Consider the following 6,817-nt stretch of genomic DNA (forward strand, 5'->3'; position numbering starts at 1 on the left):
ATTTTGTTCTAAGTATTTCCTTATATTTGCAAGTCTCTTGATGACAAAAATGAATAGTATTCATCTATTTAAATTTTAAATAAACTATGGCAGACAGTAAAGAAAAACTCTTCTCCGACTTTTCTCCCGTTTCCACTGAGCAGTGGATGGAGAAAGTTACCGCAGACCTGAAAGGGGCGGATTTCGAGAAGAAGCTCGTTTGGAAGACAAACGAAGGATTTAAGGTGAAACCTTTCTACCGTATGGAGGACCTGGAAGGGTTGAAGACGACAGATGCCCTTCCCGGCGAGTTTCCTTATCTCAGAGGTACCAAGAAAGACAACAATGAATGGCTTGTTCGTCAGGAAATCAAAGTGGAATGCCCCAAAGAGGCCAATGCCAAGGCGTTGGACATCTTGAATAAAGGTGTAGATTCACTCTCTTTCCATGTAAAGGCCAAGGAATTGAACGCAGAGTATATTGAAACTTTGTTGAAAGATATTTGCGCGGAATGTGTCGAGTTGAATTTCTCTACCTGCCAGGGGCATGTGGTGGAACTTGCAGAACTTCTTGTCGCTTATTTCCAGAAAAAGGATTATGACTTGACGAAATTGCAGGGCTCCATCAACTATGACTACTTCAACAAGATGCTGGCCAAAGGTAAAGAAAAAGGTGATATGGTGGCAACAGCCAAGGCGCTGCTCAAGGCTACCGCTTCCCTTCCGAAATACCATGTATTGAATGTGAACGCGTTGACATTAAACAATGCGGGTTCTTATATTTTCCAGGAACTGGGTTATGCTTTGGCTTGGGGTAATGAATATATGAATCAGCTGGTTGATGCCGGTCTGCCGGCTGCAATGGTAGCCAAGAAGATTAAGTTCAATTTCGGTATCAGTTCCAACTACTTCCTTGAAATAGCCAAATTCCGCGCTGCACGTATGCTGTGGGCTAATATTGTGGCTTCTTACAGTCCCGAGTGTCTGCGCGACTGCGACAACAAGGGTAAGGATAACGAATGCCGCTGTGCAGCCAAGATGAAGATTCATGCGGAAACTTCTTCATTCAACCTGACTTTGTTTGATGCACACGTAAACTTGTTGCGTACGCAGACTGAGGCGATGAGTGCTGCCCTTGCCGGCGTTGACTCAATGACGGTTACTCCGTTCGACAAGACTTATGATGCTCCTAACGAATTCTCTGAGCGTATGGCGCGTAACCAACAACTGCTGTTGAAAGAAGAATCGCACTTCGATAAGGTTATTGACCCGGCTGCAGGTTCCTACTATATCGAGAACTTGACCGTCTCTATTGCTAAGCAGGCTTGGGACCTCTTCCTCGCTGTAGAAGAAGACGGTGGTTTCTATGCTTCCGTGAAAGCCGGAAAAGTGCAGGCTGCCGTAAACGAGAGCAACAAGGCCCGTCATGCTGCAGTCGCCAAGCGCAAGGAAGTGTTGCTGGGTACCAACCAGTTCCCCAACTTTAATGAAAAGGCCGGAGATAAGAAACCGGTTGAGGCTACTTGCTGTTGCGGCGGCGGACATACGTGCGAAAAAGATGTTCCGACACTGAACTTTGACCGTGCTGCCAGTGAATTTGAAGCGTTGCGTCTCGAAACAGAGGCTTCCGGCAAACGTCCGAAAGCGTTTATGCTGACTATCGGTAATTTGGCCATGCGCCAGGCACGTGCACAGTACTCTTGCAACTTCCTGGCTTGTGCCGGATACGAAGTTGTGGATAACCTCGGTTTCCCCACCGTAGAAGAAGGTATAGAAGCAGCTATGGCTGCCAAGGCCGACATCGTGGTATTGTGTTCAAGTGATGATGAATATGCAGAATATGCTGTTCCTGCCTTCAAGGCTCTGAATGGCCGTGCCATGTTTATCGTAGCCGGTGCTCCTGCTTGCATGGACGACTTGAAAGCTGCCGGTATCGAGAACTTTATCCATGTCCGTGTCAACGTATTAGAGACATTAAAAGAATTCAACGCCAAACTTTTGAAGTAAGCAACTTCAATCGTAAATCGTCAAATCGTAAATAACATGATGCGAAAAGATTTTAAAAACTTAGATATATATGCCGCTTTTCAGCCCGTCAACGGTGCTGAGTGGCAAAAGGCTAACGGCATCCATGCTGATTGGAAAACGCCGGAACACATTGAGGTGAAGCCTGTTTATACAAAAGAAGACCTTGAGGGAATGGAACACTTGGCTATGCTGCCGGGCTTCCTCCTTATCTGCGTGGTCCGTACTCGGTGATGTATACGTTGCGTCCTTGGACCATCCGCCAGTATGCAGGCTTTTCCACAGCGGAAGAGTCAAATGCCTTTTACCGTCGTAATTTGGCTTCCGGACAGAAAGGTTTGTCCGTAGCTTTCGACTTGGCCACTCACCGTGGCTACGACCCCGACCACGAACGTGTAGTGGGTGACGTAGGTAAGGCAGGTGTGTCTATCTGCTCCTTGGAGAATATGAAGGTGCTGTTCGACGGAATCCCTTTGAACAAGATGTCCGTCTCCATGACCATGAACGGTGCCGTACTTCCTGTTATGGCATTCTACATCAACGCAGGTCTGGAGCAGGGTGCCAAGTTGGAAGAAATGGCCGGTACTATCCAGAACGATATCTTGAAGGAATTCATGGTGCGTAATACCTATATCTACCCGCCTGCATTCTCTATGAAGATTATCTCTGACATCTTTGAATATACTTCTCAGAAAATGCCTAAGTTCAATTCTATCTCCATCTCCGGCTACCACATGCAGGAAGCGGGTGCTACGGCAGACATCGAGTTGGCTTACACCCTGGCAGACGGTTTGGAATATCTGCGTGCCGGAACGGCTGCGGGTATTGACATCGATGCTTTCGCACCGCGTCTCTCTTTCTTCTGGGCCATCGGAACGAACCACTTTATGGAAATCGCCAAGATGCGTGCCGCACGTATGTTGTGGGCAAAGATTGTGAAGCAGTTCAACCCGAAGAATCCGAAGTCGCTGGCTTTGCGTACGCACTCCCAGACTTCCGGCTGGTCGCTGACAGAGCAAGACCCGTTCAACAATGTGGGCCGTACTTGTATCGAGGCGATGGCTGCTGCATTGGGACATACCCAGTCACTGCATACCAATGCTCTTGACGAGGCTATTGCTTTGCCGACGGATTTCTCTGCACGTATTGCACGTAATACGCAGATTTATATTCAGGAAGAAACTTACATTTGCAAGAATGTAGACCCATGGGGTGGCTCTTATTATGTGGAAAGTCTGACTAATGAATTGGCTCACAAGGCTTGGGAATTGATTCAGGAAGTAGAGAAGCTGGGCGGTATGGCAAAAGCCATCGAAACTGGTATCCCCAAGATGCGTATCGAAGAGGCTGCTGCGCGTACACAAGCCCGTATCGACAGCGGTTCGCAGACCATTGTCGGTGTGAACAAGTATCGTCTGGAGAAAGAAGCTCCGATTGATATTCTTGAAATCGACAATACGGCTGTCCGTCAGGAACAGATTGAGAACCTGAAGCGTCTGAAGGAAGGACGTAACCAGGCGGAAGTGGACAAGGCATTGGAGGCTATTACTGAATGTGTAAAGACCGGTAAGGGCAACTTGCTGGAACTGGCAGTCGAGGCAGCCCGTGTCCGTGCCACTTTGGGGGAAATCTCTTATGCTTGCGAAAAGATTGTAGGACGTTATAAAGCAGTAATTAGAACTATATCAGGCGTGTATTCATCAGAAAGTAAAAATGACAGCGACTTCCACCGTGCTTGTGAATTGGCGGAGAAGTTTGCGAAGAAAGAGGGACGTCAGCCTCGTATCATGGTAGCCAAGATGGGCCAGGACGGTCACGACCGCGGTGCCAAGGTTGTTGCAACCGGATATGCCGACTGTGGCTTCGATGTGGATATGGGACCCTTGTTCCAGACACCGGCCGAGGCTGCCCGCGAAGCGGTTGAGAACGACGTTCATGTAGTGGGGGTTTCTTCATTGGCTGCCGGACACAAGACATTGGTTCCGCAGATTATCGAAGAGCTCAAGAAGTTGGGACGCGAGGATATCGTAGTGATTGCCGGTGGTGTAATTCCCGCACAAGACTATGACTTCCTTTACAAGGCAGGTGTAGCTGCCATCTTCGGCCCCGGTACTCCGGTTGCCAAGGCTGCTTGCCAGATATTGGAAATCTTGTTGGATGAGGAGTAATCCGACATGTTAAAGTAAATGTGCATAATTAGTTTATGCACATTTACTTCTCAATTCAGAAGCACTCAAGACAAAACTTGGTAATCCTGCCTGCATTTTGAAGTGGTCAAACTCGACCACCTTAAAATTGGGGTTATGAATCATTTATATAAATTTTGTTGCAAATACTTTTCTCTATACAAATAGAATAAAGTAGAATTCTTTACTGAATATCCCTATTTAATTCATTAAGAATACATTAAATTCAAAAAGGCTTTTGCTTATCAAGAAAAATGTTATACTTTTGCTCCCGTCAGTGCTTTTCGCCGCCTTTGGGAGGCAAAGAGGCGGGCAATCTCCGATTATTAACGCCTAAAACAGAAAGTGCCATGGCAAGCCTTAAAATCCCCCCCATATTGTAAGTATATTTCAATAAACGCGCTTGCGCATTCCTTTCTTCCTATTACCGGTGAAAGTACGCTTCAATGGCTTTCCCGGCCTGTATTCCTTTCTCTTCGTGAAGATGATTTCCGGCTCTGTTGTCAAGATGACGGAGCGGCTTCGTTGTGCCTTGTCCCGTCTGCGGGCACGAGGCACACGAAGGATATGCCAGCACCGGTCTACACGCCGCCCCTTGTGGAGGTGGTGCTTGTGGAGGTGGAGCGCGGGATGGCCGCCAGCGACAGCGGCGGCAGCACCGGCGACATGGACATAGAAGACTTGTGGGCAGACTAAAGCTGCCACTTCCCACCGATGGACAACAATCACTTAAACATATTACCAGTTATGAACAAACAAAGAATCTCTCTTTGCCTCCTTGCTTCCCTGATGGGCTTGGCGGCTGCGGGCTGCAGCGACGACGTTGCAACCGGAACGACTCCCGTCCCTCCCGACGGGGAGGAACGAATCACCGTGACCGCCTCGGCGGGGATGCCGCAAGGTGGACCGGACACGAGGGTGGATTTCGAGGAGAATGCAGATGACAAAAAGCTTGAAATCACTTGGCGAGACCCTGCCGATGTCACTAAAGGCAACCCGGAGACCTTCTCCGTGCTGGGCGGCGCGGATGCCGCCGCACCTGCCACGTTCACGCTGACGGAACTCGGTACCAATGCCCACAACGGCACGTTTACCGGAGAGATAACCCCGAAGGAAAACACCACCTATTATGCCGTCTACCCGGAACTGAAGCTTCCTGAAAGCACGACCACTGCCCGGGCCACCGCCATATCCCTCGACATGACGGGGCAGACTGGCGACAAGCCGGACGAGAGCAAGCTCTACATGTTCGGCACGAGTGCATACAGCGCAAGTAACCGTAAGCTTGATTTCAGCTTCAAGCACCTCACTTCCATCCTGAAGGTCACCTTGCAGTTCCCGGCAGAGTCGAGTAGCGGAACTCCTGATATGGACATAACGCCGCTGACCCGTGCCAATGCCGGTGCATCCGTGAGTGATGTCACTTTCTCCGCCTCTTCGGGGTTGGCAAGCAAAGCTACGGTCGACATCACGCAGGCAACGGAAGCCGACGGCACTCTTCCTCCTGCTGCCTACACCTCTACGGCAGGCAGCCTTGTCTTGAGCAAAGCCTTTACCCTTTCCACCGATGCTACTCCCTCTGTTACCGTCTATCTGCACGTACTTCCGGGTGCATTGAAGAACCTTGCCGTCACTGCCAAGGTGGGCGCGGGTAGTGCTGCCAAGGGCTATGTGTATTCTCTCCACTTCCCCCACTTTGGCTGCGGGCAAGATGTACACGGCTACGGCAGAGATGGAGGTGCTTCCCTCGTATACCGTCACTACTACTGTAGCTTCGGGTAGTGATAATTATTACATAGACCGTGAGTTGCAGATAGGCACCACTACCGCTGAAGGCACTCCTGTCGTGCTTGGTTCGGCCACGGTGGGCAATGAAGGCAAAGCTGTTGTTCCTTCCGTTGCCCTGCTTGCCGCAGACACGAAGTTCTGGGTGTGCATCCCCAAGGTAGTGAAGTTCTTCCATACGCTGTCTGCCGATGAGTTGAGCAGCAAGGCGATTACGCTTCCCGACAAGGACGGGGGCAGCACGCTGAAAACTTCTCCTACTATCGGGACAGACAACAAGCCTTACGAGAACGACTGGATTGTCGCCCTCTACATGGGTGTCAACAAGAACGGGGCTGCAACTTCCGGTACCGGTGACGGTGCCGTTCCCCTCTACTGGGCTACGGGCAATATCATTGCCACGAAGACGAATGATGCCAAGGCTGTGGATGGTGATGCCTCATATATTACCACCGCCTCCTTCCACATCGCCACTGCCGATGAGACGAAAGCAGAAGGTACTACCAGCGATAAAACGACTCCTTATGGTGCCGCACCTTCTTCAGAGAGCGCTACCGACGGTTACACCTCCTGCGCCCTCGGCAGCCAATGGAACATGTTCGGTTTTGGCGATGCAAGCGGACTGATGACAAGCAAGACCAACAAGGATTACGTTCCTTCCTTCATGACCACGGGACAAAGCATCTGCGGCAATGCCGATTACGACATCGCCCGCAAGCAGCTGGGCGGCAGTTAGCGTCTTCCTGCTGTCGATTACACCACTGGCAATGAGTTTGCCGCTTTTGCCGATAACAGCAATAAGAACCTCCCTCCCGACGGTGAAAACTGGGAGGAGAACAGTAC

Annotated in this window: 4 protein-coding genes and 1 pseudogene; 4 read left to right on the top strand and 1 reads right to left on the bottom strand. The window is 50.1% G+C overall.

The features are described from left to right. The first annotated feature begins 86 nt into the window (after nucleotides 1-86). Both mutA and scpA read left to right on the top strand, forming a co-directional pair. On the top strand, nucleotides 87-1,985 hold the full coding sequence (gene mutA, locus JCM16496_RS04490) for a methylmalonyl-CoA mutase small subunit (protein ID WP_025832584.1): 1,899 nt from the start codon (nucleotides 87-89) through the stop codon (nucleotides 1,983-1,985). Between the two features lie 39 nt (nucleotides 1,986-2,024). Continuing rightward, nucleotides 2,025-4,171 (top strand): annotated as a pseudogene (scpA, locus tag JCM16496_RS04495) (methylmalonyl-CoA mutase). Between the two features lie 408 nt (nucleotides 4,172-4,579). On the opposite strand, the gene JCM16496_RS21415 reads toward scpA, so the two are convergent. Then, nucleotides 4,580-4,894, bottom strand: coding sequence for a hypothetical protein (locus tag JCM16496_RS21415; protein WP_128809448.1), 315 nt, complete (start codon nucleotides 4,892-4,894; stop codon nucleotides 4,580-4,582). Between the two features lie 42 nt (nucleotides 4,895-4,936). On the opposite strand from JCM16496_RS21415, the gene JCM16496_RS04505 reads away from it, so the two are divergent. Together JCM16496_RS04505 and JCM16496_RS04510 are read left to right on the top strand one after the other, a co-directional pair. Beyond that, on the top strand, nucleotides 4,937-5,971 hold the full coding sequence (locus tag JCM16496_RS04505; RefSeq protein ID WP_025832586.1) for a fimbrillin family protein: 1,035 nt from the start codon (nucleotides 4,937-4,939) through the stop codon (nucleotides 5,969-5,971). Then, nucleotides 5,901-6,710: a hypothetical protein gene (locus JCM16496_RS04510; RefSeq protein WP_128809449.1), complete on the top strand. Its 810-nt coding sequence runs from the start codon at nucleotides 5,901-5,903 to the stop codon at nucleotides 6,708-6,710. Before JCM16496_RS04505 ends, JCM16496_RS04510 begins: the two co-directional genes overlap by 71 nt. Nucleotides 6,711-6,817 lie beyond the last annotated feature (107 nt).

Origin of the sequence: Bacteroides rodentium JCM 16496 (genome assembly GCF_000614125.1) — a bacterium.
Lineage (GTDB): Bacteria > Bacteroidota > Bacteroidia > Bacteroidales > Bacteroidaceae > Bacteroides > Bacteroides rodentium.

Bases quoted from the DNA above. Each gene is read 5' to 3' on its own strand.
- mutA (WP_025832584.1), top strand. From the start codon at position 87: ATGGCAGACAGTAAAGAAAAACTCTTCTCCGACTTTTCTCCCGTTTCC.
- JCM16496_RS04505 (WP_025832586.1), top strand. From the start codon at position 4,937: ATGAACAAACAAAGAATCTCTCTTTGCCTCCTTGCTTCCCTGATGGGC.
- JCM16496_RS04510 (WP_128809449.1), top strand. From the start codon at position 5,901: ATGTACACGGCTACGGCAGAGATGGAGGTGCTTCCCTCGTATACCGTC.